24 protein-coding genes and 1 pseudogene are annotated in these 25,607 nt (G+C 70.9%); 9 read left to right on the forward strand and 16 right to left on the reverse strand.

From position 1 onward, the window contains the following. From dmpG to ACH4U7_RS50025, 12 genes are all read right to left on the reverse strand, one after another. On the reverse strand, positions 1 to 1,014 hold the full coding sequence (dmpG, locus tag ACH4U7_RS49970; RefSeq protein ID WP_398534414.1) for a 4-hydroxy-2-oxovalerate aldolase: 1,014 nt from the start codon (positions 1,012 to 1,014) through the stop codon (positions 1 to 3). Next, complete coding sequence (locus ACH4U7_RS49975) at positions 1,011 to 1,955, reverse strand: acetaldehyde dehydrogenase (acetylating) (RefSeq protein ID WP_398534415.1); 945 nt, start codon at positions 1,953 to 1,955, stop codon at positions 1,011 to 1,013. Before ACH4U7_RS49975 ends, dmpG begins: the two co-directional genes overlap by 4 nt. Further along, entirely contained in the window at positions 1,952 to 2,752 is an 801-nt protein-coding gene (gene mhpD, locus ACH4U7_RS49980; protein ID WP_398534416.1) for a 2-keto-4-pentenoate hydratase, read from the reverse strand. The genes ACH4U7_RS49975 and mhpD overlap by 4 nt, the downstream gene beginning before the upstream one ends. After that, positions 2,749 to 3,069: a ferredoxin gene (gene fdxA, locus ACH4U7_RS49985; protein WP_398534417.1), complete on the reverse strand. Its 321-nt coding sequence runs from the start codon at positions 3,067 to 3,069 to the stop codon at positions 2,749 to 2,751. The genes mhpD and fdxA overlap by 4 nt, the downstream gene beginning before the upstream one ends. A gap of 1 nt (position 3,070) precedes the next feature. Beyond that, positions 3,071 to 4,093: an NAD(P)/FAD-dependent oxidoreductase gene (locus ACH4U7_RS49990; RefSeq protein WP_398534418.1), complete on the reverse strand. Its 1,023-nt coding sequence runs from the start codon at positions 4,091 to 4,093 to the stop codon at positions 3,071 to 3,073. A gap of 170 nt (positions 4,094 to 4,263) precedes the next feature. After that, the gene (locus ACH4U7_RS49995; RefSeq protein ID WP_398534419.1) at positions 4,264 to 4,659 is read right to left on the reverse strand and encodes an acyl dehydratase; all 396 of its coding nucleotides are present in this window, start codon (positions 4,657 to 4,659) and stop codon (positions 4,264 to 4,266) included. Next, a complete protein-coding gene (locus ACH4U7_RS50000) occupies positions 4,656 to 5,183 on the reverse strand; it encodes a hypothetical protein (protein ID WP_398534420.1) in 528 nt (175 codons plus the stop codon). Before ACH4U7_RS50000 ends, ACH4U7_RS49995 begins: the two co-directional genes overlap by 4 nt. Before the next feature lie 176 nt (positions 5,184 to 5,359). After that, positions 5,360 to 6,142, reverse strand: coding sequence for an IclR family transcriptional regulator (locus ACH4U7_RS50005; protein WP_398534421.1), 783 nt, complete (start codon positions 6,140 to 6,142; stop codon positions 5,360 to 5,362). Positions 6,143 to 6,158: 16 nt separating this feature from the next. Next, positions 6,159 to 7,022 (reverse strand): alpha/beta fold hydrolase, encoded by an 864-nt coding sequence (locus ACH4U7_RS50010; RefSeq protein ID WP_398534422.1) that lies wholly within the window; start codon positions 7,020 to 7,022, stop codon positions 6,159 to 6,161. Next, on the reverse strand, positions 7,019 to 7,975 hold the full coding sequence (locus tag ACH4U7_RS50015; protein ID WP_398534423.1) for a catechol 1,2-dioxygenase: 957 nt from the start codon (positions 7,973 to 7,975) through the stop codon (positions 7,019 to 7,021). The genes ACH4U7_RS50010 and ACH4U7_RS50015 overlap by 4 nt, the downstream gene beginning before the upstream one ends. Beyond that, positions 7,972 to 9,309: a M20 family metallopeptidase gene (locus tag ACH4U7_RS50020; RefSeq protein WP_398534424.1), complete on the reverse strand. Its 1,338-nt coding sequence runs from the start codon at positions 9,307 to 9,309 to the stop codon at positions 7,972 to 7,974. Before ACH4U7_RS50020 ends, ACH4U7_RS50015 begins: the two co-directional genes overlap by 4 nt. A gap of 114 nt (positions 9,310 to 9,423) precedes the next feature. Continuing rightward, entirely contained in the window at positions 9,424 to 10,641 is a 1,218-nt protein-coding gene (locus ACH4U7_RS50025; RefSeq protein WP_398534425.1) for a Rieske 2Fe-2S domain-containing protein, read from the reverse strand. A 318-nt stretch (positions 10,642 to 10,959) separates the two neighbouring features. Between ACH4U7_RS50025 and ACH4U7_RS50030 the strand changes: the two genes are divergently transcribed. Continuing rightward, entirely contained in the window at positions 10,960 to 11,913 is a 954-nt protein-coding gene (locus ACH4U7_RS50030) for a zinc-binding alcohol dehydrogenase family protein (RefSeq protein ID WP_398534426.1), read from the forward strand. Positions 11,914 to 11,997: 84 nt separating this feature from the next. On the opposite strand, the gene ACH4U7_RS50035 is transcribed toward ACH4U7_RS50030, so the two are convergent. Together ACH4U7_RS50035 and ACH4U7_RS50040 are read right to left on the reverse strand one after the other, a co-directional pair. Then, positions 11,998 to 12,405 carry an acyl dehydratase gene (locus tag ACH4U7_RS50035; RefSeq protein ID WP_398534427.1) on the reverse strand — a complete coding sequence of 136 codons (408 nt, stop codon included), beginning with the start codon at positions 12,403 to 12,405 and terminating at the stop codon, positions 11,998 to 12,000. Further along, a complete protein-coding gene (locus ACH4U7_RS50040; protein WP_398534428.1) occupies positions 12,402 to 12,878 on the reverse strand; it encodes a MaoC family dehydratase N-terminal domain-containing protein in 477 nt (158 codons plus the stop codon). Before ACH4U7_RS50040 ends, ACH4U7_RS50035 begins: the two co-directional genes overlap by 4 nt. A gap of 128 nt (positions 12,879 to 13,006) precedes the next feature. Here ACH4U7_RS50040 and ACH4U7_RS50045 point away from each other — a divergent pair, with 128 nt between their 5' ends. The 3 genes from ACH4U7_RS50045 to ACH4U7_RS50055 are packed head-to-tail and all read left to right on the forward strand — an operon-like array spanning position 13,007 to position 17,706. Next, positions 13,007 to 13,873 carry an alpha/beta fold hydrolase gene (locus tag ACH4U7_RS50045; protein WP_398534429.1) on the forward strand — a complete coding sequence of 289 codons (867 nt, stop codon included), beginning with the start codon at positions 13,007 to 13,009 and terminating at the stop codon, positions 13,871 to 13,873. A gap of 18 nt (positions 13,874 to 13,891) precedes the next feature. Then, the gene (locus tag ACH4U7_RS50050; RefSeq protein ID WP_398534430.1) at positions 13,892 to 16,189 is read left to right on the forward strand and encodes a CoA transferase; all 2,298 of its coding nucleotides are present in this window, start codon (positions 13,892 to 13,894) and stop codon (positions 16,187 to 16,189) included. A gap of 5 nt (positions 16,190 to 16,194) precedes the next feature. After that, positions 16,195 to 17,706: an AMP-binding protein gene (locus ACH4U7_RS50055; protein WP_398534473.1), complete on the forward strand. Its 1,512-nt coding sequence runs from the start codon at positions 16,195 to 16,197 to the stop codon at positions 17,704 to 17,706. Here ACH4U7_RS50055 and ACH4U7_RS50060 read toward each other — a convergent pair. Beyond that, a complete protein-coding gene (locus ACH4U7_RS50060) occupies positions 17,672 to 18,472 on the reverse strand; it encodes an alpha/beta fold hydrolase (protein ID WP_398534431.1) in 801 nt (266 codons plus the stop codon). The two genes, ACH4U7_RS50055 and ACH4U7_RS50060, sit on opposite strands and share 35 nt — an antisense overlap. A gap of 206 nt (positions 18,473 to 18,678) precedes the next feature. Between ACH4U7_RS50060 and ACH4U7_RS50065 the strand changes: the two genes are divergently transcribed. The 3 genes from ACH4U7_RS50065 to ACH4U7_RS50075 all read left to right on the forward strand — a co-directional run bounded on the left by ACH4U7_RS50065 (position 18,679) and on the right by ACH4U7_RS50075 (position 22,272). Then, complete coding sequence (locus ACH4U7_RS50065; protein WP_398534432.1) at positions 18,679 to 19,830, forward strand: Gfo/Idh/MocA family protein; 1,152 nt, start codon at positions 18,679 to 18,681, stop codon at positions 19,828 to 19,830. Beyond that, on the forward strand, positions 19,827 to 20,747 hold the full coding sequence (locus ACH4U7_RS50070) for a sugar phosphate isomerase/epimerase family protein (protein ID WP_398534433.1): 921 nt from the start codon (positions 19,827 to 19,829) through the stop codon (positions 20,745 to 20,747). The genes ACH4U7_RS50065 and ACH4U7_RS50070 overlap by 4 nt, the downstream gene beginning before the upstream one ends. A gap of 145 nt (positions 20,748 to 20,892) precedes the next feature. Beyond that, complete coding sequence (locus ACH4U7_RS50075; RefSeq protein ID WP_398534474.1) at positions 20,893 to 22,272, forward strand: transposase; 1,380 nt, start codon at positions 20,893 to 20,895, stop codon at positions 22,270 to 22,272. Positions 22,273 to 22,346: 74 nt separating this feature from the next. On the opposite strand, the gene ACH4U7_RS50080 is transcribed toward ACH4U7_RS50075, so the two are convergent. Further along, positions 22,347 to 23,198, reverse strand: a complete 852-nt coding sequence (locus tag ACH4U7_RS50080; RefSeq protein WP_398534434.1) for an MHYT domain-containing protein — start codon at positions 23,196 to 23,198, stop codon at positions 22,347 to 22,349. A 174-nt stretch (positions 23,199 to 23,372) separates the two neighbouring features. On the opposite strand from ACH4U7_RS50080, the gene ACH4U7_RS50085 reads away from it, so the two are divergent. Together ACH4U7_RS50085 and ACH4U7_RS50090 are read left to right on the forward strand one after the other, a co-directional pair. After that, complete coding sequence (locus tag ACH4U7_RS50085; RefSeq protein ID WP_398534435.1) at positions 23,373 to 23,825, forward strand: hypothetical protein; 453 nt, start codon at positions 23,373 to 23,375, stop codon at positions 23,823 to 23,825. A gap of 214 nt (positions 23,826 to 24,039) precedes the next feature. After that, a pseudogene (locus ACH4U7_RS50090) lies at positions 24,040 to 25,451 on the forward strand (NF041680 family putative transposase). Positions 25,452 to 25,607 lie beyond the last annotated feature (156 nt).

The raw sequence follows: 25,607 nt of genomic DNA on the forward strand, positions 1-25,607 counted from the left end.
TCAAATTCCGGTACGAGCCGTCAGATCGAGCGCCACGTCCGTGATCATGTCTTCCTGCCCGCCGACCATGCCCCGCCGGCCGACCTCGACCAGGATCGTGCGCGTGTCCAGTCCGTAGCGGGCCGCAGCCGCCTCCGCGTGCCGCAGGAAGCTGGAGTACACCCCCGCGTAGCCGAGGCTGAGGGTCTCCCGATCGACGCGCACCGGACGGTCCTGCAGCGGTCGTACGAGGTCGTCCGCGGTGTCCATCAGCGGGAACAGCTCACAGCCGTGCCGCCAGCCCATCAAGTCGGCGACGGCCACGAACGCCTCCAGAGGACAGTTTCCGGCCCCGGCGCCCTGACCGGCGAGGGAGGCGTCGACGCGGGTGGCGCCGTTCTCCGCGGCGACCACGCTGTTGGCGACGCCCAGCCCCAGGTTGTGGTGGGCGTGGATGCCGAGCTCCGTCTCCTCGGACAGGACGTCCCGGTAGGCGCGGAGGCGATCGCGGACGCCGTCCATGGTCAGCCGGCCGCCGGAGTCGGTGACGTAAACGCAGTGCGCCCCGTACGACTCCATCAGCTTCGCCTGGCGGGCGAGCTCGGCCGGCTCGGCCATGTGGGACATCATCAGGAAGCCGGCCACATCCATGCCCAGCTCCCGCGCGGCGGCGATGTGCTGCGCGGAGATGTCGGCCTCGGTGCAGTGGGTCGCCACCCGCACCGAACGGATGCCCAGCGCGTGCGCCTGCCTGAGGTCGTGGAGGGTGCCGATGCCCGGCAGCAGCAGTGTGGTGGGGACCGCCCGGTCCACGGCGTCGGCGACTGCCTCGATCCACTCCCAGTCGGTGTGCGCCCCCACACCGTAGGTGACGCTTGAACCCGCGAGACCGTCACCGTGCGCGATCTCGATCGCTGCCACCCCCGCCGCGTCCAGAGCGGCGGCGATGGTCCGGGCCTGCTCGACGGTGTAGCGGTGCCGCACGGCGTGCATGCCGTCCCGCAGCGTCACGTCCTGGACGTACAAAGTGGTCACTGAGCCGCCTCCGATGTCTGGTGTGCCGCGAAGCGCTCCGCGGTGCGCAGCGCGGCCGACGTCATGATGTCGAGGTTTCCCGCGTAGCCGGGCAGGTAGTGGGCGGCGCCCTCGACCTCGAGGAACACCGACACCTTCACCGCCGAGGTGCCGTCGGGCACCAGCGCCGCCATGGGATTGTCCGCGGCGATCCGGTCGAACTGGACCTTCTGCTTGAGCCGATATCCGGGGACATACGTCTGGACGCGGCCCACCATGGCCTCGACGGATGCCGCCACCGCCCCCTCGTCGCACTCCGAGACCAGGCAGTGGACCGTGTCCCGCATGATGAGCGGAGGCTCGGCGGGGTTGAGCACGATGATCGCCTTGCCGCGGGCCGCGCCGCCGACCTGCTCGATGGCGGCCGCGGTCGTCTCGGTGAACTCGTCGATGTTCGCCCGAGTGCCCGGACCGGCGGAGCGGGAGGCGATCGAGGCGACGATCTCCGCGTAGTGGACGGGGGCGACCGACGAGACGGCCGACACGATCGGGATGGTGGCCTGGCCGCCGCACGTCACCATGTTCACGTTCGTGCTGCCGAGGTGCGCGTCGAGGTTCACCGGCGGCACGATGTACGGTCCCAGGGCGGCCGGGGTGAGGTCGACGACCGTGCGTCCGTGGGCGCGCAGCACCTCGTCGTGGTGGCGGTGGGCCTTGGCCGAGGTGGCGTCGAAGACGATGCGCACATCGGCGAACTCGTCCAGGGCGAGCAGGCCGTCGACGCCCTCGTGCGTGGTGGCCACCTTCAGGCGGCGGGCGCGGGCCAGCCCGTCGGAGTCCGGGTCGATGCCGGCCATCGCCGCCATCTCCAGGGTTTCCGACAGACGGAGCACCTTGATCATGAGATCGGTGCCGATGTTGCCCGAACCGATGACGGCGACCTTCGTGCGGGCACTGCTCACGGCTGTTCTCCTTCCATGGCGAACTCGACGGATACGCGCCCGAGCTGACTGATGTGGGTCTCGAAGCGATCACCGGGCGACGCGACGGCCATCGGGCCGAGCGCCCCCGTCAGCACGACATCGCCCGCCCGCAGCGGGTCGCCCATGGCGGCCAGCGTCGAGGCGAGCCAGACGGCGGCGTTGAGCGGGCTGCCGAGGCAGTCGGCGCCGGTGCCCTCGGAGACCGGTTCGCTGCCGCGCGTCATGGTCATCCGGACGCCCCGCAGATCGAGGCCGGACAGCGGGATCGGTGTGCCGCCGAGGACGTACAGGCCGCTGGAGGCGTTGTCGGCCACCGTGTCGACGATGGTGATGTCCCAGTCGGCGTTGCGGCTGTCCACGATCTCCAGCGCGGGCAGCGCGAACTCGGTGGCGCGCAGCACATCGGCGACCGTGCAGTCGCGGTGGCGCAGGTCGGCGCCCAGCACGAGCGCCACCTCTGCCTCGACCTTCGGCTGGATGAGCCGGCCGGCGGCCACCGACCCTCCCTCGGGGAGGGCCATGTCGGCGAAGAGCGTGCCGAAGTCCGGCTGTCCCACGCCCAGCTGGGACTGGACCGCGGGGGAGGTCAGCCCGATCTTGCGGCCGACGACCCTCCGCCCCTCGGCCACCGCACGCTCGACGTTCACACGCTGCACCGAGTACGCGGCCTCGATGTCACCGCGGGGCAGCAGGGAGCGGACCGGCGGACACGCGACGCCGGTGCGCTCGGCCTCGCGGAGCAGATCGGCCGCCTTGGCCACGTCCGGGGCGGTCACAGGGCGCTCACCAGGGCCGTGTCGACACCCAGCGGGCCGGCGGAGGCGGCGCCACCGGGGCTGCCCAGTGGGGCGTCCCGGCCGGGCAGGACCTCCTCGAAGAACCGCCGGTTGTCCGCGCGGTGCTCGGGATCCGCCTTCCGGTCCACGGTGATCGCCTGCTCGGGGCAGGCGACCTCGCAGGCGCCGCAGTCGATGCACTCCACCGGGTTGATGTAGAGCTTGCGTTCGCCCTCGTAGATGCAGTCGACCGGGCACTCCTCCATACAGGACCGGTCCATGATGTCGACGCAGGCCGAGCCGATGACATAGGCCATGTCAGTTCTCCTTCTCTGTGGAATGCCCGGGGAACAACGCCGCCTCCGGGTCGATGACCGTGGCGGCGTTGTTGACGGCCGTGGCCGCCTCGCCGAAGCCGACGGAGATCAGGCGCACCTTGCCCGGGTAGTCGGTGATGTCACCGGCCGCGAAGACGCGGGGAAGGTTGGTGGCCATGCGGCTGTCGACGGCGATCCGCCGTGCTTGCAGGGTGAGGCCCCACTGCTGCAGTGGGCCGAGGTCGGCGACGAAGCCGAGCGCCGCCACCACGGTCTGCGCGGGGAGCCGCCTGACGTCCTTGGTGACGCGGTGGCGGATCTCCACCTCCTCCAGCCGCGCGGCGCCGTAGAGGTCGCTCACCTCGCAGTCTGTGATGATCTCGATGCCGAGCGCCTGGACCTTCTCCACCGACGCGCGGTGGGCGCGGAACCGGGCGGTGCGGTGCACCAGGCGGACGGAGCGCGCGAGGGGGGCCAGCAGGGCCGCCCAGTCGAAGGCGCTGTCGCCACCGCCGACAACCACGACGTCATGCCCGGTGTGCTCGGCGGGGTCGGGCACGAAGTACACCTGGCCGCGGCCGAGGAAGTCCTCACCGGCCGGGAGTGACCGGGGGGTGAAGGTGCCCACGCCTCCGGTGATCACCACCGCTCCGGCTCGCACGGTCTGCCCCTGGTCACTGCGGACCACGGGCAGGCCCTCGGCGTCGTAGGACAGCTTCACCGCGCGGTGGCCGAGGAGGTAGCGGGTGCCGTGCTCCTGCGCCTGGGCGATGAGGTTGTCGACCAGGTCGCGGCCGCGCACCGAGGCGAAGCCGGCGATGTCGAAGATCGGCTTTTCCGGGTACATCGCGCTGATCTGGCCGCCCCGTTGGGGCAGGACGTCCATCACGACGACGCTCAGGCCGCGGAAGCCGGCGCAGTAGGCGCCATACAGGCCTGACGGACCGGCGCCGATGATCAGGATGTCGGTCTCGATCACCGCCAAGGCATCCGCGGCGACCGACTCATCAGTAAGAACGCTCATGGCCCAGGAGCGTAAGGAGGTGGAAATCGCAGCCCAACGGAATCGGTCCGCCTGACGGGACGGGGCTCCCGAACCGTACGGCGCGCGGCCCCGGAACAAGCCGAAAGCGGTGGAACCAAGGCCTTCGCAGCCTCCGTTCCACCGCCTTTACGTCCGGACGAGTCGGCCCGTCAAGAAGCGCGCGTCACCTCAACCGTCCCGGTGACGCACTCCGAGCCGTCGGCCCTGAGGACGCGCACCGCGAGGGTGACCCGCGCGCCCTCGACCGCCGTGACCGTCCCGGTCCAGGTCAGCTGCTCGCCGGCCACCGCCGTCGCGACATTGCGCCACGTCACCGACTCCAGCCGGGCCCCCGGGCCGGCCCAGTCCAGGGCGTGGCGGCTGAGCATCTCGCCGTGCAGCGTCGATTGGACGACCGTGTCGGGGAACCCCTCCGACGCGGCGAACTCGGCGTCGTAGTGGATGCGGTGCGCGTTCCACGACACGGCGCTGAAGCGGAACAACTGCACTCTGGAATGGGCATAGTCGCGCCGCGGGCACGTCTGCCCGACCGCGGGCGGGGTCATGGGGTACCTCCGGCGGCGTCGAGCACCACGATCGTTTCGTCCACGGCCGCCAGTTCGCCCCCGTCGCCGGACAGAAACCGGGTCCGTACGTCCAGGAGCACGAACTCACCCGACCGCCCGCGCTTGTGCCGCGCGGAGAGGACCGTACGGGCCGCCGTGACCCGGGTGCCGGCGACCGGAGGACGGATCAGGCGCACCGACTGGCCGCCGTGCACCTGACGCACCGGAAGGCCGTGTGTGCACGGCGACTCACGCTGGGCGAGACCGTCGGGCCGCAGCTCCTGCTCCGGCGGACCGTCCTCCCAGCTCATGGTCGCCGCGAGGAACAGGGCGGGGGCCTCGACGGGTCGGCCGGCCGCTTCCAGGGCGCGCGCCCGGCGGATGTACTCGCCGTCGTTGAGGGCGGCCGCGTAACGGCAGAAGTCCTTGACCGTCGGCGTCCCGCAGTCCTCGTCCTGCCACTGGCCGATCAGACCCCGCGCCCGTGACAGCACCTCTTCGAGAGCCGGAGAGGCGTCGCTCACAGAACCTTCTCGTTCGCTTCTCCGCTCGCGCGGCGCAGGTGCGGGCTTCGTCGTCGAGCGCGCCCCGGCGGCCGCGCGCGCGTCGCTCACAGAATCTTCTCGTTCGCTTCTCCGCTCGCGCGGCGCAGGTGCGGGCTTCGTCGTCGAGCGCGCCCCGGCGGCCGCGCGCGCGTCGCTCACAGTGCCGACCTCAGCGAGCGGCTGATGCCAAGCCCCGCGGCACGCAGCGCGCTGGCGTGGGCGGCCGCGTCCATGCGGTAGGTCGGCGCAGTGATCGACAGAGCCCCGGCGAGGGTGTCCTGTCGGCCGAAGACCGGTACGGCCATGCTCATGTAGCCGAGCCGGATCTCCTCGGCCTCCGTGGCGATGCCCTGCTCGCGGATGCGTTCCAGCTGGCTGCGCAGCCGGCCCGGCGAGGTGATGGTGTGGCGGGTGAACGCCTTGAAGCCGTTTCTGACCACCTCGCCGAACAGGCTGCCGGGGGAGTGGGCGAGGATCGCCTTGCCCGTCGCCGTGCAGTACAGCGGGAGCCGCCCCGCCACCCGCGACTCCTCGCTCAGTCCCCGGTGGGGGAGGATCTTCTCGAGGTACACCACGTCCAGCCCGTCGTGGATGGCGAAATGGATGGTCTCCCGCGTGGCCAGCAGCAGATCCTCCATGTACGGCTGCGCCACCTCCCGCAGGATGCGCTGCCGGTGCACCCGCTGACCGATCTCGAACAGGCGCAGCCCGAGCCGGTAGTTGCAGCCCGCCCGCTCCAGCAGCCCCCACTCGACCAGCTCCTGGGACAGCCGGTGGACGGTCGCCTTCGCCACGCCCGAACGGCGCACCAGATCGGCGAGGGAGAGCGAGTCGTCGTCGGCGGTAAACGCCTCCAGGATGGACCGGACCTTGCCGAGGACGGAGTTCATCGGGTCGGGAAAGGAACTGATGGCGCGGTCGATGGGGACTACGGTCATGGCAGGCACCTCATGATCAAGTGGCCGAGGACGCGGCGAGGAACTCCAGGCTGAGCGGGTTGTACAGGTCGGCCTTCTCATGCTGTGGCCAGTGGCCGCACTCGTTGAAGAGCTCGAGCCGCGCTCCGGGGATGGCGGCCGTGATGGTCTCGGCCTCCGGCACGCCCCCGAACGGGTTCTTGTTGCCCCAGACCACCAGCGTCGGCGCCTTGATCCGGGCCATGCGGTCGGGCCGCAGCAGGTTGCGCTCGCGTGCCTCCGGCTCCTGCAGCGCCAGGAGGTTGTGCAGATTCTGCTGGAAGTCGGGGCGGTGGTAGATGTCGTACCGGACCTGGGCCAGCTCCTCGCCCAGGTCCTCGTCCCACTCGGCCCACAGCAGCCGCAGACGCTCGCGCGTGTAGGAGATGTCCTCCTTGAGGGCGGCGTTGCGGGTGGACTTCTTGAGCCGCTCCATCACCTCCGGATTGATCCTCGTCCCGCCCATGCACAGCAGCTGGAGGGAGGCGACCCGGTCCGGGTACTCGCTCGCGAACCACGACGCCACCCAGCCGCCCAGCGACTCGCCGACCAGGTGGGCGCGCTCGGCGCCGACCGCGTCCAGGTAGGACAACAGATGGTCGACGTACGCGGGGATCTCGCCCGGGCGGTCGGGCTTGCCCGTGTAGCCGTGGCCGAGCATGTCGATGGCGTGGCAGCGGTAGCGTTCGGCGTGCGCCGGGATGTTCCGTATGAACGCCTCCAGGTGGCCGGTCGTGCCGTGCAGGAACACGACGTGCTCGCCGTCCTCGGGGCCTGCCTGCAGGGCGCGGGTGGTGACGTCGCCGGTCTCCACGTAGGCGTGACGGTAATCGACGCCCGCCAGTTCGGTCCAGATGCTCATGACTGCCTTTCCTTGGTCTGTGCGGGGTCGAGTACGGCGACCCCCATGCCGGTGAGCCACTCGGGCATCGGTTCGTAGGCGAGACGCCGGCCCGGGATGTGGTCGAGCGCTGCCGCCATCAGCAGCCAGGTGCGGAGTTCCTGTGCGCCGTTGCCGGCCACCTTCTCCAGTTCCTCGGTGGTGTACTCGGTGACGCGGTGTGCCTGTCCCTGTTCGATCCAGGACAGGAACTCCTCGTCGAATCCCGGGTTGAGCGCCGCCTCGGCGGCCCGGATGATCTCGCGGCGCCGGACGTCGTAGTCCTGCCAGTTGTTCCGGCCGTGTCGCCAGGCGTCGACCATGAACTCCTCGTCCTCGCCGTCCGGGGCGCGCCAGTCCGGCCAGGGCAGCCGGTGGGACAGCCCGCCGGAGCCGATGACCGCCACCCGGCGGTCGCCGGGGAACGCCAGGACGGCCTCCCGGATCGCCCGGCCGAGGCGCTCGCAGCGGTCGAGGGTGGGCAGCGGCGGCGCGAAGACGTTCACGACGAGGGGCACGAGCCCGACATCGAGCCCGTCGAGCAGGTACTGGATGGCGTGCGACTGGCCGTGGTCGATCTGCAGCCGGGCGGAGAACGCCACGTCGAAGCCGGCCCGCTCCACCAGGGAGCCCGCGAGGTGCAGGGCCAGCGGCCGGTCCACCGGCTGCGGGCCCTTCGGCGTACCGGATTCCCCGCTGGCGACGCACTCGTCCACCCCGATGGTGAAGCTCGGGATCAGATCGAGCCAGAACCCACGGAAGTGGTTGGAGCCGACGAGGACCACCGTGTCGGGACGGGCCGCGGCCAGCGCGTCGCGCGCCTCGCCGAGCGCGTCCCGGAACCGCTCGGCGCGGTCCTTGTGGTGCGTCTTTTCCCAGTGGGTGTTCATCAGCGTGCTGTGCGACGCCCCGACCCCCAGGACGATTTCGGTCATTCCGTTGCTCCTTCCAGCTCGGCGCGGGACCGGGTGACGGTGTCCACGGCCGTGCGGATCAGATGGCGCGACAGCTTCTCCATGGCCCGCAGGGACACCGTGTTCATGCCGCGGGCGAAGTCGATCTCGAAGGGCGCCTCCGTGACCTTGGGCATGCCGACCCGCACGGTGGGGATGCCGCGGCCGCGCAGGATGTTGGCGTCGGTGGCGCCGCTGTTTCCGGCGATCACCTCCAGCTCACGCCCCTCCAGGGCCTCCCAGGCGGCCGTGGCGCTGCGGTGGATCCATGACTCGCGCGGGGTTCGGGTGCCGGGGATCGCCAGCACCATCTCCGCCCGGACGTCGAGCCCGGGCGAGGTGGCGCGCAGGGCGGCCAGGGCGGACATGAACTCCCGCTTGGCCTGCGTCGGCGTCGTGTCCGGGCTGATCCGCAGGTCCACCATGAGGGTGCACACGGCAGGAGTCACCGCCGCCATGCGCGGCCATCCGCCGCGGATCGAGGCCACGATGCCCTGGGGCGCCACCGTGCCCGAGGTGTGCCGCTCGGCGTACTCGACGAACCACTCCTCCAGGTACCGGGCGACCTCCCCGGCGCGGGCGATGGCGTTGTCGTACGGGAGCCGGTGGCGGGAACCGGCGTAGGTGTGCGTGCCGTGGACCGTCACCTCGAACCAGACCAGTCCCACCTCGTCCCAGGAGACGGTCCAGCCGGGCTTGGCGATGACCGCGTAGTCGGTCCACACGCCCTGTTCCAGCAGGAACGAGCACCCGGCGCCCTGGCCGGTGTTGCGGCGCGTCCCCACGGGCCGGGCGTTGGTGGGCATACCGCCCGCGCCGAACGCCGCCACCAGGTCACCGGTGAGCGGGATTCCGGCCCGGGCGATCGCCTCCGTGGCCATCATCACGCAGGCCGCGTGCCCCTTGGGGTTGGAGGCGCCGAGACCGGTGACCAGGTCGCCGTGGACGGTGGCCGCGGGCCGCATGTCCTCGCGCAGCTCCGGGCCGATCCACGGCAGGTCCTCGCTCTCCTCGCCCACGGTCAGGGTGTCGATGGGGGCGTAGAGCATGAGGTCGGGGCCGGTGCCGTCGCCGGCCAGCCGCGCCCAGGCGTTGGCCTGGCGGTCGTCGAGGGGCTGGGTGGCCGCGTGGCAGCCGGCGGAGCGCAAGGTGCCGGCGATGTGGGTGGCGAGCGGGCCCTCGTCCCCGGTGGGGCTGGGGATGTCCACCAGGCCCGTGATCAGCTCGCGGAGCCGGTCCGTACTGATGTGGCGAGTGGCTTCGGCGGCCCAGGAACGGCGCCGCTCGTCCAGTCCCGCCAGTGGGTCGGTGGTCACTGGTTGATCCGGTGGACCTGGGTCATGCTGGCCTGCGCCACGCGCTTCCTGGCCAGCGGGATCCCGACGGCGATCGCGGCGCCCAGCAGCAGGGTGAACAGGGTACGGAACATGTCAGGCCTTCTCTTCGTGTCCGGGGGCGGCGCCGGCCGCGGCCAGCTTCTTGGCGTACTCCTCCTCGCTGAGGTTCCGCCAGGAGGTGAGGGAGATGTCGGGCCGGTAGAGCTTCTCCGGCGGCGCGTCGGTGACGTCGACCATCCACGCGTCCTGGCCGGAGAACTGGCCGTGGAACAGCCAGCGGATCGCCCCGAGGTACTTGGCGTAGAAGCGCAGGGTGTCCCAGCCCTCGGTGAAGTTGACCATCACACCGACGTAGCGGTGGTTGTCCTCGTCGACCGGCACGTAGAACTCGTAGTGGATGAACTTCGGGTAGGCGATGCGCAGGACGCCCGGCATCGACAGGGAGGCGAAGCCGGGGAATTCCTGGGCCTCGATTGTCGGGTCGACGCTGTCGGCCTTGCCGGTGTTGCCGAGGTTGAAGGTCTCCTTCGGCGGCTGCTTCTTCCACCAGCGCTTGTTCGTCCAGCGGCCCACCCCGGGGAACTCGGCCTCCCAGTGGACCTCGTCCTGGACCCGGTAGATCCAGCGGCCGCGCGGCACGATCCGGGTGATGTTCCAGGTCGGCATGGGCTTGAACAGCCGCCACAGGGCCGTGCGGTGCAGATACTTGGCGTGGCCCTCGTCGAAGCCGTTCTCGCAGGCGAACCGCCAGTTGCCGCCGCGTGGCTCGATCCGCCCGCCCATCACGAACGCGTTGCCGACCAGCTCCTCCGGAAGCTGGGAGTCGATCGGGTGCGGCTCCTCGTCGGCGATCGGGATGTACACCCACACCATGCCGAGGCGCTCCTCGACCGGGTAGGTGCGCACGCCGAGCTTGCCGGTCAGGCGGCACCCGGGGCCGTCGGTGATGACCGCGGACAGCTTGCCGGTGGGCAGGTCGAAGGTCCAGCCGTGGTACGGGCAGCTGACCGTGCCCGGGAACTGCTGGTTGCCCTCCGACAGCGGCACGCCGCGGTGCGGGCAGCGGTTGTGCAGGGCGTACGCCGTGCCGTTGTCGCGGATCAGCGTGATCTTCTCGCCGCAGAGGGTGAAGGGCAGCGGCTTGCCTGTGATCCGGCTGGACCAGGTGACCGGGTACCAATAGCCGCGGAAGCCCGCGGCCGCCCCGTCGTAGTGGGGCCAGGACGTCCAGTCCTGGCGGCCGGGTTCTGCTGCTTTTCTGCGGCGGCTCCGGACGGGGGTGGCCGTATCGGGAGACTCCTCGACCGTCATCGTGCGTGTCCTCCTGCTGCCGGTGAACTGTGCACCCGAGCATCCGGTCCGGTGCGGATCCGCCCAAGGGATCCGGTTCGCTGAGCGGAACGCGGGTGCCCCGGCGGAAGACCGGACGGCCGCCTGGGTGGCACATACCGCTGAGCGGACCAGGGCCGGTGCGCGGGACGAGGGGCGCGGTCTACGGTGCGCGTCTACGGCGCGCGGGGCCGCCCAACCCTCACGGCACCCCTTACGGAACAAGACCGTGAGCCGAGAACCCGTGAGCCGAGAACCCGTGAGCCGAGAACCGTGAGCCTGCAGATACGGAGCGAAAACGTGAGTCAGCCGACATCACAGTCCCTGGTGCTGGAGGAGTTCGGCACCCTCCCGCGGCTCGTCGAGCGCCCGGTGCCCGAGCCGCGTCCCGGCCACACCCTGGTGCGGATGCGGGCGGCCGCCGTCAGCCATCTCGACCTGAACGTCGTCGACGGAAAGTTCGGCATCCTCCCTGACCTGCCGGCGGTTCCCGGAACCGAAGGCAGCGGAATCGTCGTCGCCTCCGACACCCACCCCGAGGGGAGCCTCGTCCGCCTCCGCGGCAAGGCCATCGGGCTGCGCCGGGACGGCACCTGGACCGAGCACGCACTGGTCCCGGACGCCGCCGTGGAGGCCGTGCCGGAAGGCACGGACCCCGCCCTGGCCTGCAGCTACTTCTCCCCGGCGGGGACGGCGTGGGCCTCGGTGCACACGGTGGCGGGCGTGCGGCCCGGAGAGCGGGTGCTGGTGACCGGGGCGGCTGGTGCGGTGGGGGCGCTCACCGTGCAGGTCGCGGCCCGGGCCGGAGCCGAGGTGATCGGCGCGGTGGGCCGTCCCGCCAAACTGCCCCACGTCCCGGCCCCCGCCAAGGCACTGCTCGCCGCCGACCTGTCCCCCGAGGCGGTCGGAGGCCCGCTGGACGTCCTCATCGACACGGTGGGCGGACCGGTCCTGCGCGACGCCCTGCCCCTGGTGCGCCCCCGTGGCCGGGTCGCCCTCGTCGGTTACACCGCCGGCCGCGACTTCACCGTGGACCTGGCGGACTTCCTGCTCGCCGACGTGGCGCTGCTGCCCGTGAACCTGATCTCCCGGGCGAAAGAGGTGGCCGCCGACACCCAGCGGCTGCTGGGCGACCTCGCCTCCGGTGAGCTGACCCTGCCCATCGAGCGCCATGACATCGACGGTCTGGCCCAGGCCGTGGCCCGCCTGCGGTCCGGGGAGGCGGTCGGCAAGGTGGTCCTCGACCTCGGCTGAACACGCGGTGGGCGGCCCGCGAGGCCGCCCACCCAGCGCCGGTCGCGCCCGGTGGCTCGGAGAACCCCACGCCACGAGGACCGGTCAGCCCATCAGCACCACGGCGCTGCCCCGGCAGCACTCCACATCACCCTGATCACCCTGCCCGCCCCGCTCGACGAGATCCAGGGTGACCCGCCCCGTCACCGGATCGACACCGCTGACCGTGCCGCTCACCACCAGCCGCTCCCCGGCGAGGGCCGGCGCCCGGTTCTGCCATCCGACCTCCAGGACTCGTCCCCCCGGGCCCGCGAACATCATGGCGGCACGGTGGAGGAGACAGCCGTGCAGCTGCGCCATGACGACCGGGCCGGCCAGTCCCTCGGAACTCGCGAACTCGGTGTCGTAATGGATGCGGTGGGCATTGCGGGTGACCGCCCCGAAGCGCAGCAGGGTGACGGCATCCGGGGTGAACTCCACCGGCGGTACGGGCGTTCCCGTGCGAACCCTCATCGGACGATGAACCTCTCCCGCACCTCGACGAGCGTGCCCCGCTCCGCCGCGTACGTCTTCTCGACGGTCAGCAGCAGAAACGGGGTTCCGCTGCCCTTGCGCTCGACGTCCGTGAGGACGCGGCGGACCTCGATCCGGTCGCCCACCCTCACCTCGCCGAGGAACCGGACCAGCTGGCCGCCTGCCATGAGCCGTACCCCCAGACCATCGGTGCCCGGGACCTCGTCGCGGTACATCCCGTCCGGCCGGAACTCGCCCTGGTCGACACCTCCCGCCCCGCGCAGCAGGCTCACGATGTACATCGGGTGGACGGTGAAGTCGGGGCGGCCGGGGTCGATCAGGTGCGGGCTGGTCTCGCCGGCCGAGCGGGCGAACTCCGCCGCGTCCTCGGCCCGTACGATCCCCAGGTTCCGATGCTCCGGCCGGCCGATCACCGCCCTGGCCCGTTCTTCGGCCACTTCCCATGCGGACATCTGTCGCCTTTCTGTGAACACGACGGGCCCGGAGGCTAACCACCGCCCGGTCGTCGTCACCACGGGATGGGCCCGCTGAGCGGACCGGTTCGCTTGGGCGGAGATCACCGGCCGCACACCATCGGGGCATGGACCTCATGCACATTCAGCAGCCGCCGGAGGGCGCCTACGCCGAAGCCGACGGCGTCACGTACCACTACATCGAACTGGGCTCGGGCAGCCCGACGATCTTCCTGCACGGTGGCGGCCCCGGCTGCACGGGCTGGTCCGACTTCGGACAGGTGGCGCCGCTGTTCGCCGCGGATCGCCACTGCTACCTCGTCGACATCCTGCAGTACGGCAAGTCCGCCAAGCCCGTCATCGAAGGCCCCATGTGGGACTACCACGCCGCCAAGACGGTCGCCCTGCTCGACACCCTGGGCATCGAGCGCGCCGACTTCGTGTGCAACTCGTGGGGCGGGACCATCGCGCTGAACCTGGCGGCGAAGTACCCCGAGCGGGTCCGGTCGCTGGTGATCACGGGCAGCATGCCCGTGTTCCACGGCCCGTTGGCCCCGCTGCCCGAAGGCGGCAGGCGCGGACGCAACGCCCGTGACGTGTACTACGGCGGCACCGGCCCGTCCTGGCAGAAGATGCGCGAACTGATCGCCCGCCTGGAGTGGTACGACCCGGACGCCGTCCCCGACGCGACCGTCACCCTGCGCTACGAGCAGAGCCTCGACCCGGAGGAGACCGCCCTCGCGGGCGCCTCCGACAACCCGCGGGGCGACTGGCAGGACCTCACCGCGGAACTCGGTGCCATCCATGCCCCCGCCCTCTTCATCTGGGGCATGCAGGACGCGTTCCTCACCCCCGACTACCCGCTGATGCTCGCCCGCATGGTCCCCAAGGGCAATCTGCATGTGATGAACCACGCCTCCCACCACCTCCAGGAGGAGCGGCCGCACCACTACTACAGCGCCGTCACCGGCTTCCTGAACCAGCAGCACGACTGAGCATCCCGCGGAGGAGATGTGAGCAACCCGGCCGTTCGCGTCGTCGAACTGTCCAGCCCTTTCACGCGGTTCGCGGGCCGGCTCCTGGTCGGCCTCGGACACGAGGTCGTCCTGGTCGAGCCAGAGGAAGGCGACGCGACACGACGCGAACTGAACGGTGACGCGTTCGCCCACTGGCACGCGGGCAAGCGGTCCGTCACCCCGAAGTCCCCGGGGGAGCTGCGCCGCCTGCTGGAGGGAGCCGACGTCCTCCTCGACGGCACACCGGACGGTGCGCCGGAGGTGGTGGCGGGGCTCGACCACCTCGTCCACATACGCGTCACCCCCTTCGGAACCGTGGGCCCCCGCAGCCACTGGCAGGGCACCGACCTGGTGGTCGCCGCGCTCGGCGGCATGCTCGCGCAGGTCGGCGACCCGGACGGCCCGCCCCTGCGCCTTCCGGAGAACCAGGCGGAACAGCTCGCCGGTGTGCACGCGGCCATCGCCGCGCTGCTGGGTCTGCGGGCCCGGCGCGCGGGGCCGGGCCAGCTCGCCGACGTGTCCGCGCAGGCGTGCGTGGCAGCCGCCCTGGAGGCCGGCACTCTCGCCTATCTGCACGAGGACCGGGTACCGGCGCGCCCCGGCCGGGTGCACCCGCTGGTGCCGCACGGACTGTTCCAGGCCGCCGACGGTTACCTGGGCGGCGGCCTCGGCGGCAGCCCCCGCATGTGGGACGCGCTGCTGGACTGGCTGCGCGAGGAGGGCGCCGAGGGCGATCTCGCCGAGCCGCGCTGGCAGGACCCGGTGGAGCGCAAGAAACACCAGGACCACCTCTTCGAGGTCGTGCAGGACTTCGCGGGCCGGTGGCCGAAGGCCCGGTTCGCCGAGCTCGCCCAGGCCAGGAAGTTGCCCTGGGCCGCCGTCGACCTGCCGCAGGAGATGTCGGACAACCCGCAGCTGGCCGCCCGCGACTTCTTCACCCGGGTGCGAGGCCGCACCGACCTCGGCTTCCCCTTCGCGTTTCCGGAAGGCCACCGGATCAAGGAGCTGGACGTCCCGGACCTGGGCGCGGACAGGCGGCTGCTGCACGAAAGGCGGCCGGTCCCGCGGGTGGAGGCGGCGCGGGAACCCGCGCGGCCCGCGCTGCACGGCCTCCGCGTCCTTGACCTGACCTGGGTGCTCGCCGGGCCCTACTGCACCAAGGTGCTCGCCGACCACGGCGCCGATGTCATCAAGGTCGAGTCCCTGGGCCGCCCCGACCCCACCCGGTTCGCGCCCTTCATGCACCTGTCCCGCGGTGCGCACACCGACCCGAACACCAACGGCTACTTCAACGAGGTCAACCGCAACAAGCGCAGCCTGGCCCTCGACACCCGCACCGAGGACGGCATCGCCGTGCTGCGCGACCTCATCGCCTCCTGCGACGTCCTGGTGGAGAACTTCAGCGCCACCGTGATGACCAAACTCGGTCTGGGCTACGACACCCTCCGGGAGATCAACCCCCGTCTGGTGTACGTCAGCATGTCCGGCATGGGACACACCGGCCCGCGCAGCGGCTGGGTGTCCTATGCGGACACCGTGTCGGCCAGCTCGGGGCTCACAGGCCTGACCGGATGGGGCCCCGACGATGTGGTCGGCGTGATCTACGGCCACGGCGACATCGTCGCCGGGCTGCAGGCCGCGCTCGCCACCCTCGCCGCCCTGGAGCACCGGGAGCAGACCGGGCGCGGACAGCACATCGACCTGTCCCAGCTCGAAGCGATCGCCTCCCACCTGGGCACCAGCCTGCTCCACCCCTCCGAGCCCGCCGGGAACACCCACCCCCAGTGGAGCCCGCAGGGCGTGTACCGCTGCCTGGGCGCCGACCGCTGGCTGGCCGTGAGTGTCCGCGACGACACCGAGTGGGCGGCGCTGTGCACGGCGATCGGGCGCCCCGACCTCGCCACCGACGAACGCACCCGCACGGCTCAGGCGCGCAGACGCCACACCGACCTGGTCGACGACGCCCTCGCCACCTGGGCCAGGTCCCAGCCGGCCGACGCCGCCGCCGAAGTCCTCCAGGCGAGCGGAGTACCGGCGGGTGCCGTGCAGGACGGCCGCGACCTCGTCGAGTACGACCCACAGCTGCGGGCCAGGGGCTTCTACGTGCGCGCGGAACATCCGGTGGCGGGCGCCTTCCTGCACGAAGGACCGCCCGTCCGCCTCACCCGCACACCCGGCGGGGTCCGGAAGGCGGCGCCCGTGCTCGGCGCCGACACCGACGACGTCCTGCGCGACGTCGCGGGCCTGCCACCGGAGCGGATCCGCCGGCTGCGCGAGCGCGGGGTGCTGCGGTGAACACCATGACGATCCCCGGGCTGCTCCAGGCTGCTTCCCAGGAACACGGGGAGCGGCCCTTCCTGCGGGTCGGGAATGTGGTCCGTACCTACCAGCAGACACGTGAGGCCGCCGCCACCATGGCAGGGGCCCTCGCGGCCCACGGCTGTCGGCCGGGCGACCGTGTCGCGGCGATGACGGGCAACCGGATCGAGCTCGTCGACCTGTTCCTCGGTGCCGCCTGGCTCGGCGCCGAGCTGGTCCCCCTGAACACGGGGCTGCGCGGCCACGGGCTACGCCACGTCCTGGACCACGCTCGCCCCACCCATCTGCTCGCGGAGGACGAGACGGCCGAGCGCCTGTCGGCAGCCGGATTCCGGGGGACGCTGTGGCGCGCGGGAGCGGACGACGCCCCGCGACCGGGCCACGGCCCGGCCCTGCCGCCGGCCCCCGTGCGCCCGGACGACACCGCGTGCGTCCTGTTCACCTCCGGCACCACCGGCACCTCGCGCGGGGTCCGCTGCCCCCACGCCCAGTTCGTCTGGTGGGGGCGCAACGTCTCGGACGCGCTGCGCCTCACCGCGGAGGACACCCTCTACACCTGCCTCCCGTTGTTCCACACCAACGCCCTGGGCGCACTGGCGCAGGCGATGACCGTGGGGGCCGCGTACGCGCTCGCCCCGCGCTTCTCGGCCTCCCGGTACTGGGCCGGGGCGGCCGGGGCCGGGGCGACCGTCGTCTATCTGCTGGGCGCCATGGTGCCGATGCTGCTGGCCCAGCCCCCGGGCGCCCACGACCGTGCGCACCGAGCGGCGCGCGGTCTTTCCCCGGCGACACCGGCCCACGCCTGGCAGCCGTTCCGCGAACGGTTCGGCGTCACCCTGGTCGACGGGTTCGGCTCCACCGAGACCAACCTCGTCATCGGCGCGACCCCCGAGGAACAGCGGCCCGGCTGGATCGGCACCCTGCGCGAGGGCTTCGACGCCCGCGTCGTCGACGAACGGCTCATCCCCGTCCCCGACGGCACCCCTGGAGAGCTGCTCGTGCGCAGCCACCGGCCGTACGCCTTCGCCACTGGCTACCTGGACGAGCCGGCCGAGCCCGTGGACGCGTGGCGGCGCACGGGGGACCGGGTGGTCCGCGAACCCGACGGCTGGTTCCGGTTCCTCGACCGCATCAAGGACGTCATCCGCCGCCGCGGCGAGAACATCTCCTCCTGCGAGGTGGAGATGGTCGTCCGCGCCCATCCCACGGTGGCCGACGTGGCGGTCTTCCCCGTGCCGTCCGAGCTGGCGGAAGACGAGGTCATGGCCGCGGTGCTGCCCCGCGCGGACAGCACCTTCGACCCGGCCGAACTGATACGCCACTGCGAGCGCGAACTGCCCCCCTTCGCCGTTCCCCGCTACGTGGACAGCCTGCGCGAGCTGCCGCTCACCGAGACCGGCAAGGTGCGCAAGGCGGTGCTGCGGGCGCGGGGCGTCACGGACACGACCTGGGACCGCCTCACCGCCGAGGCCGGCCGACCCACTCGACGATGACCTCGGCGAACTCCCCGGGCAACTGCTCAGGCACCGGTACGTGTCCGCCGGGCAGGACTGCGGTCTCGCAGCCGAGTGCCACCCCGAACCTCTTCAGCGACGGCAGGGAGTAGTGGTCGTCCGGCGCGCAGACGGCGAGGACCGGGGCCGTGATGTGCGGAAGTCGCTCCTCCATCCGGTACCGGTAGACCGCTTTGTGCCCCTCCTCCACCCGGTCCAGCACCGTCAACGCGTCGATCACATAGCGGGTCAGCGCGGCCTCCTCGCCCTCCCGGTAGAAGCCGCGGCGACGGTTCCACAACTCCACCAGATGCGAGCCGTCCGGCTTGGGGTCCACGTGGTCGACCGCCGGGCGCCCGGCGACCGCCTTGCGCTTGGCCTCGTCGACGAAGGACGTGGCGGAGAGGAGCAGACTCCTGACCCGGTCCCGCAGCCGGGCGGCCACCTCCACGGCCACCACACCGCCCGTGTGGTGGCCGACCAGATGGAACGCCTCCAGCTTCAGCGCGTCCGCGATCGCCTCCACCCCGTCGGCGAACCGCTCGATCGAATGCGGCCCCTCCGGCTTCGCAGAGGCGCCGAAACCCACGGTGTCCATGGCGATCGCCCGGTGCGTCCGTCCCACCAGCGGCAGCACCTCGGCGAACTCCGTCCAGGAACGGGGGGTCTGGTGGAGCATCAGGACCGGCTCACCGGTGCCGCACTCGACGTAGTGCAACTGTCCGAAGGGGCTGGGCGCGTAGCCGCGCCGCATCGTGTTCGCCATCGCTGTGACTGCCTTCCGGTCGGTGCGGGACGCCCGCACACTCTCGTCGCCGCCGGCCGCACGGGACCAGGCGGACGGTCCGCTGTCCGGACCGTCCGCCTTGGCCCGGCCGCACGGGTGGCGCAGGCTCCTGTCGTGACAACGGCGACGGAGGTACAGCAGTGGGACGGGCGCCGCGTGGGCGGAGAAGCGAACAAGGAGATGCAGTGAGCGGCTCACTACGCGCGGTCGTGGTCGGCACCGGGATGATCGGTGCCGTGCACGCGGCGGCGATCCGTGCGGCGGGCGCCGAACTGGCCGGCGCGGTGGCGTCGACGCCGGAGCGTGGCAAGCGGGTGGCCGTGGAGTGGCATCTACCCGTGAGCTACCCGGATCTGGACGCGGTGCTCGCCGACGAGAGCGTGACGGTGGTGCACATCTGTACACCGAACGCCCTGCACGTCGAGCAAGCCGAGGCGGCACTGAGCGCGGGCAAGCACGTGATCTGTGAGAAGCCCCTCGCGACGACGGTCGCCGACGCCGAACGGCTCGCCGAGCTCGCCGAGCGCACCGGTCTGCTGCTCGCCGTGCCCTTCGTGTACCGCTACCACCCCCTCGTCCGGGAGATCCGGGACCGCAGGCTGCGCGGCGAGTTCGGCGCCTGGCAGCTGCTCCACGGCAGCTATCTGCAGGACTGGATGCTGTCCGAGGACGCGATGTCCTGGCGGGTCGACCCGGTCGAGGGCGGCCGTTCGCGGGCGTTCGCGGACATTGGCTCCCACTGGTGCGACCTCGTGGAGTGGGTGGCCGGTGTCCGGTTCACCGAGGTCTCCGCGCGCCTGGACACCACGATCGCCACCCGCCCCGCGGGCACCGGCGCCAGTTTCGCCACCAGCGGTGACGGGCCCCGCGTGCGGGTGCGCACCGAGGACGTGGCCACCGTCCTGCTGCGCACCGCGGAGGGAACCCTGGGCTCGCTGACCGTCTCCCAGGTCTCCGCCGGCCGCAAGAACCGGCTGTGGTTCGAACTCGACGGTGCGCACGGCAGCGCGGTGTTTGACCAGGAGAACGCGGAGACCGCCTGGCTCGGCGCCCCCGACGGAGCGCGGCTGATCGTCCGCGACCCGGGCCACGGCTCGGCCGAGCAGCGACGCCTCTCCCGGCTGCCCGCGGGTCACGCGCAAGGGTACGCGGACTGCTTCCACGCCTTCGTCGCCGACGCCTACGCGACGATCGGCGGCGCCGCGCCCGAGGGCCTGCCCACCGCGGTGGACGGGGTGCGGTCCGCTCGGCTCGTCGAGGCCGTCCTGACCTCTTCCGCGTCGCTCACCTGGACCGGCGTGGACACCACCCCCGAGACCCCGGAGACCGCTGTATGAAGCTCGGCATGCTCACTGCCTGTCTGCCCCGGCTCACCCTCACCGAGATCGCCGCCTGGGCGAGCCAAGCCGGTTACGAGGCACTGGAAGTGGCCGCCTGGCCGAGCACCGGCGGCCGCGACTTCGAGGCCGCGCACCTGCCGGTGGCCGACTTCGACGCCCGCGCCGCCGACGAGACTCGGGCCCTGCTCGCCCACCATGGCCTCGACATCTCCGCACTCGCCTATTACGAGAACAACCTGCACCCCGACGGGGAGCGCCGTGCGGCGATCCACTCTCACCTCAAGAAGGTCGTCGAGGTGGCCTCGGCGCTCGGCGTGCCGTACGTGGGCACGTTCGTCGGCCGGGACTGGACGCACCCCGTGGCCGACAACCTCCGCGAGGCCGAGAAGTTCTTTCCGGAGCTCGTCGACTACGCCGGAGAGCGCGGAGTGCGGATCATCATCGAGAACTGTGTGATGGAGGGCTGGCACCCGGACGGCTACCCGGGCAACCTCGCCTACTCGCCCGAGCTGTGGGAGTGGATGTTCTCCCTCGGCCTGTACCTGAACTGGGACCCCTCCCACCTGACGTGGATCGGCGTCGACCCGGTGACCACCATCGCGCCCTACGCGGACCGCATCGTGCACGCCCAGGCCAAGGACCTCCAGATCCTCCCCGAAAAGGCCGGCCGCTACGGCTTCTTCGGCAAGGCGGTCCAGCGCGACGACCCGTGGGACACCGGATGGTGGCGCTACCGGGTGCCCGGCCGCGGCCAGGTCGACTGGAGCGCGGTGGTGGACGCCCTCTACGAGCGCGGCTTCACCGGGACCCTCTCCGTCGAGCACGAGGACCCGGTGTGGGGCGGAACCGAGGAGAAGGTCAAGATCGGCTTGGAGATCGCTCATCGGACGTTGCGCCCGTTGATCGCCGGTTGAGAGGTCATCTTATTTGGCCGTGTCGGTAGTCTGGCCATCGCCTACTGGTAGTTCGTTAAATCCGGAGGTGGTGTGGGTTGACGGCGAGTCGGGTTGGTCGTAGGCCGGTGGTAGGAGTCGACTGCCGTTCTGGGGCGGGCTGAAGATGACTGCACGCCGTCCGTGTCCGCCCGCGCCGGGGCCGTTGGAGAAGTACGCGGCCCGGTTCGACGACCTCTTCTTCAGCCTGGCGCAGCGGCGGGGTTTTCGCGAGTACCTGACCGGGCTGCTGGCGCCGCGGGAGCGGAACAAGACGATCACCTGCCTGGCAGGCGCGGAGCCGGTGGCAGGCGCCGGGCTGCCAGGGGTGCAGCGATTGCAGTTCTTCTTGTCCGAGTCCCCCTGGGAGGCCGAGCAGGTCAACGACCGGCGGCTTGAGCTGCTGCGTGAGGAGTCGGCGACGGCTCCGTACGATGGCGGGGTCATCGTGATCGACGACTCCGGGGACCGCAAGGACGGCACGGCGACCGCGCACGTGGGCCGGCAGTGGCTGGGCCGGTTGGGAAAGACGGACAACGGCACAGTCACGGTGACCACGGTGTGGACCGACGGCCGCGTGTACTACCCACTGGACGCGACTCCCTACACCCCCGCCCATCACTTCGCCCGCGGCCGGTCCGATCCGGCCTTCCGCACGAAACCGCAGCCGGCCGCCCACCTCGCGGCCCGCGGGAAGGAGGCGGGCTTCGGCTGCCGGGCGGTGGTCGCCGACTGCGCCTACTTAAGTCAGCGACGACTGGTACCTCGCGCTCCGCGAGGCCGGCCTGGCCTACGTGGTCGCCCTCAAGCCGCGCAACGGTATCTGGGCCCCGGTCGACCAGTCGCACACCCCCATCGAGGCCGCCCACGCCCTGGCCTGGAAGGACGCCAAGCGTCCCGGCGACTGGACACCCGTGGAGCGTCACTTCCGCGACGAGCACACCGACATCTGGTGGGCCGCCGATGCCCGCCTGGGCGGCTACGACCCCGACTCACCCTGCCGGCTGATCGTGGCCACCACCGACCCGGCCGGCCTGCCGGAGAAGGCCACCTGGTACCTGGCCACCAACCTGCCGCACCCCGACGCTCCTCACGCCGCCACCGGCCTTCATCCGCCCGCCGACCTCGCCGAAATCGTCCGTCTCTACGGATTACGGCCGTGGATCGAGCAGAGCTACAAGCGGATCAAGGACGAACTCGGCTGGGCCGACTTCCAAATCCGCTCCGACCGCGCCATCCGCCGCCACCAGACCCTGGTCAACTGCGCCTTCTCCTTCTGCTGGAAACAGTGGTTCGCCCCACCCGGACCCGTGGACGACTCCGCGCCGGACCCGTGTCCCGACGACCGGCCAGAGAGGGGGCCCCGCCCCGTCCCACCAGCCCCAGCTGCCCTGCTGGCCCAGAGCTCTGCGCGCCATCCGCTCCTGGCTCACCCCGGCCACCACCGTGTTCCGCTGGTGGCGAGCCTGGACTGACAAGGACCCTCCCGCCGAGCTCCAGGCACTGATCGACGCAGTCACCACCGGCCACGGCATTGATCTCTACTCCCGGGTTTAACGAACTACCGGTAGGCAAGCCTTCTCAGTCACGACACCAGCCAGTTCTGGGCACGGGAGAAGACTGACGCCCTGCTCCGACGGCGGAGTTCGGTGAGTCTGCCGCAACGGCGCGCCGGGAGATCGGTTTGTTCCATGTGCCGTCTCCGAGGACCAGGACCGGGTCGAACATGACGACAACCCCGGCCAGGATCAAGAAGACGACCGGGCCCAGCAGCATCGGCAGCAGGAGAGAAACTCCAGACGGGCCGTCGGCCGCCTGCGCCGTACCGGTGTGGAGGTGAACGCTCAGGGCAGCCATGCCTGTGTAGTGCATGCCGGAGACAGCCAGGCCCATAACAAGGCTGGCGCCGAGGGAACGTAGGAAGCCACGGACGGAGACCGCAGCCCACAGCGCTGCCGTCGCGGCGACGAGGGCGATGACCACCGAAAGGGCCACGGTGAGCTTGTCGTAGCGGATGTCGCCGTTGAGCCGCATCGCGGACATCCCGAGATAGTGCATGGCGGCGACGCCCATCCCAGTGATACCGCCAGCCAGGGTGAGGGTGGCCGGGGCGGCACCACGGTAGCCGACGATGAACACTCCCGCCGAAACCACCACGATCGCAACCACCAGACTGAGCACAGTCAGCGGAACGTCATAGGTGATGGGCGTCTGACGTACGGAGAAACCGGTCATGGCGATGAAGTGCATCGTCCAGATGCCGCAGCCCAGTGAGGCAGCTCCCAGGGACAGCCACCCCACCCTCCATCCAGGGTCACGGTGCACTGTGCGCACCACGCAACGCAGCCCCAGGGCCGACCCCAGGCAGGCCATCACGTAGGCGGCCAACGGAGTGACCAATCCGTAGCTGAAACCGTCGATCGTTCCGTTCATCCACGCCCCCGTATTTCCAAAGCACAGAAGAGATATTGAGGCTGTTTTCAGCCACAGGCAGCAAGCCCTTACCGCTAGTAGCAGTTGAGCCTTACACGATCGTTATTGGCGTCATATGACCACTGAAAGTGCCAGCACGGTTTTTACTCAACCTGGCGGCAACGAACTGCACACATGGCTACGACAGAACCACCTACTGAGGCTGAACACGGGGTGTGTCAATTCAACGGCACCGACCTGACGAGCCCGGCCGAGGAGATCGTGGAACGCTACGCGTCACGGTGGGCGATCGAGACGGCCTTCTTCGACGCCCGCCAGACTCTCGGTGTCGGCGAGGCCCGCAACCGCACCCGGCCCGCGGTCGAACGTACCGTGCCCTTCGGCCTGTTCGCCCTGACCGTGGCGATCCTCTGGTACACACTCGCTGGCCACCAGCCCACCGATGCCGCCGAACCCCGGTCCCGGGCCCGCTGGTACACCACAAAGTCCCAGCCCTCCTTCGAGGACATGACCGCCAAACTCCGCCGCGTCATCATCGCCCACCGTTTTCGCGGCCCACACCCCCACCAGGCACAACCCGAAGAAATCCAGGCCGTCCTCACAGCCTGGGCCACCGCCGGAACCTGATCACTCAAGACCGCGAAACACGAGGGACTCTGTCGCCCGATTCAGTCGACCTGGCGAAACCGGCGGACCGCTGGCGGGGAACGCCCAGGTGGTGCTGATCGAGTCGGTCCTCAACGCGGATCGGGCGACAGAGTCCCGCAGTGTCGAGCAACGTCGCGTGAAGGAACGGCCGCTGGTGAAGAGTCTCGCCGCTGAACGGTCCGCTGACGCCGCGTTGGGCGTCCTGTCCCACTTTCGTGTCGAGTTCTATGACTGCCTCTACACCCGGGCGGATACGCTCTTCGAGCTCACCGACGTGGTGTTGTGCTCGGACGGCCCGGTGACGTCGCTGGTCGAGTTGACGCTCACGGCCGAGCACAGGCGTGGGCACGGGGCGATGTACGACGCGGTCAATCACGGCTGGCTGGAACCGCGCCGCCTGCGCAGACTGCTTGCCTCCAGCCGCTGCCGCGTGCCGCCGACGGGCGGATCGTGCTCGCGGTGGACGTGAGCAACTGGCTGCGTCCCGATGCTCCCACCAGCCCTGGCCTGCTGTTCTGCCACGTCTACGGGTGGGGCCGCAGCGCGGATCAGTTCATCCCCGGCTGGCCCTACTCCTTCGTCGCCGCGCTGGAGACGGGGCGTACGTCCTGGACGGCCGTGCTGGACGCGATCCGGCTGGGGCCGTCCGACGATGCCACCGCGGTGACCGCCACCCAACTGCGCGAGGTGGTCACCCGGCTTGTTCGCGCCGGGCAGTGGCGGCCGGGCGACGCGGACGTACTCGTCGTGATGGACACCGGCTACGACGTCACCCGCCTCGCCTATGTTCTGGCCGATCTGCCCGTCGAGCTGGTCGGCCGGCTGCGTTCGGACCGGGTCATGCTCCGGGATGCCGGACCGCGCCGCTCCACCCCGCGTGGCGGGCAGCCCCGCAAGCACGGTGGCGTCCTCACCTTCGCGAAGCCGGAGTCCTGGCACACCCCTGACCAGGCCACGACGTGCGATACCACCCGTTACGGCACGGCCGAAGCCCTCGCCTGGGACCGGATGCACCCCCGGCTACAGGCCCGTGGCCCCTGGCTCGACCACTGCGGTGAACTCCCCTTGATCCACGGCACGTTGATCCGGCTGCAGGTCGAGCACCTGCCCGGCGACCGCGACCCGAAGCCGGTGTGGCTGTGGTCCTCGTGCACCGGCATGACCGGCACGGACGTCGATGTGCGCTGGCAGGCGTTCCTCCGCAGATTCGATCTTGAACATACCTTCCGGCTGTTCAAGCAGACCCTGGGCTGGACCGTCCCCAAGGTCCGCGATCCGCACACTGCCGACCTGTGGACGTGGCTGATCATCGCCGCCCATACCCAACTCCGCCTCGCCCGGCCACTCGCTGAGGACCTCCGCCGCCCCTGGGAACGGCCCGCCGAGCCCCGCCAGCTCACCCCCGCCCGGGTCCGCCGGGGGTTCCGCCACCTCCGCGTGAAGACCGCCCGTCCCGCCAGCGTGCCCAAACCCTCCCGGCCCGGGCCCGGACGCCCACCCGGCTCGAAAAATCGCAGGCCAGCCCCACGTCACGAGCCTGGGAAGACCGTGAAACGAATCGAAACCCTCACCGAACACGTCCGCCTGAAACAGCAGCGAGGATAAAGATCACGCTAAGGTAGCAGCGAGTGCTGCGTAGGCATCCCGTTGATGCTGCCGACGTACCGCATCAACAGAGCCACGATGGGCTCCTCGTGCCTGTGCCTTGCCAGCCGCATAGGCAGCTACAGCAGCAACAACGCTGACCGGCGCGGAGATCAA

It is taken from the genome of Streptomyces sp. NPDC020845 (assembly GCF_044334165.1).
Taxonomy (GTDB): domain Bacteria; phylum Actinomycetota; class Actinomycetes; order Streptomycetales; family Streptomycetaceae; genus Streptomyces.